Below are 1,210 nucleotides of genomic sequence, written 5' to 3'. Positions count from 1 at the left end.
AGATAGCTTCACCTACAAGATTAATGGCGTTGATTCCGATGATGATATGGACGCGCTATACCATCCGTATCACAAACAACTTCGAGAAATGGCGAATCGACCTGTGGCTCAGCTAACTGGCGTTGACTTGGTCCCTGAAAATGAAATCCGCGGTATACCTCAAGTTCATATTCAAGACACCGGTATTAGTGCGTTATACCAAGAAGCGAGCTTCTTCTATGCACCAAAAGCGAATGTCATCGCACTCCAAATTGATAATGACAATGCAGAGCTGGATGTTGGTCCGATTAAAGCCAAAGACATCGCTTATAACTATCAATATGCTGGTGGAGAAATCACGGTTTATCAGATGACAGGTAAAGAACTTAAAACCTACATGGAATGGTCTGCAGGCTACTTCAACTCTGTACAACCTGGCGATGTAACTTATAGCTTTAATCCAGAACGCAGAGCGTCTAAATATTCGACTAATGATTTCTTTGCGGGCGTGACTTATACCATTGATCTAACTCAGCCTGCAGGTAATCGTATTACTAACCTTGAGTTCGCTGATGGCACACCTGTTAACGATGAAACTGAAATCCGAATTGGTATGAATAGCTATCGAATGGGCCACCTCACTAAAAAGGTGGCGTTTTAGAAGGTGAATCATTCCCTGTATCGTTTGACACAGAGGAAGAGTATGGTGAGGAAGCGGGCACAATCCGCAATATGACCATCAAGTATCTAACAGAAGAAAAGAATGGTCAGTATGAAGGCAAACCTCAGCAACGTTGGACACTCTCTGGTTTGGATAGTCGTTACAGCGCACAACGTGAGATCGTGAAATCATTGATAAATGATGAAGTTATCTCAATCCCTACAAGCGACGATGGCCGCTATACGAATATCGCTTCAATCAATGTACAAGGTCTGATGTTCGACACCGACGAAGCTAAACAAGCAGCCATAACGGCACGTAAAAACAAGCTGACGCAAGCGACCGAGCAAGAAGGAATGAAGATCAAACGTGAGATCATACTCATTGAAGCACTGAATTAACGTCTGATAGATACCATTAACAATCGTTCATATGATCAATGTGCCCTAAGAGCAAAAGTTCTTGGGGCACATGTTTGTTAACTATAGACCTTTAGAAATGGTAGATAACAATAAATTATCATTAATATAATTTATGATAATTTCATTTAATCTACGTATCTCCATATAC

At 41.3% G+C, this 1,210-nt stretch carries 1 pseudogene; it reads left to right on the top strand.

Going from position 1 to position 1,210, the window contains the following annotated elements:
- Nucleotides 1–1,041: pseudogene (locus tag BCT81_RS27185) on the top strand (5'-nucleotidase C-terminal domain-containing protein); the annotation flags it as partial.
- Nucleotides 1,042–1,210: the final 169 nt, after the last annotated feature.

Origin of the sequence: Vibrio sp. 10N.261.52.A1 (assembly GCF_002876325.1) — a bacterium.
Lineage (GTDB): Bacteria > Pseudomonadota > Gammaproteobacteria > Enterobacterales > Vibrionaceae > Vibrio > Vibrio chagasii.
The sequence above is the reverse complement of the archived record's forward strand: the minus strand, read 5'-3'. Positions and strand labels throughout refer to the sequence as shown.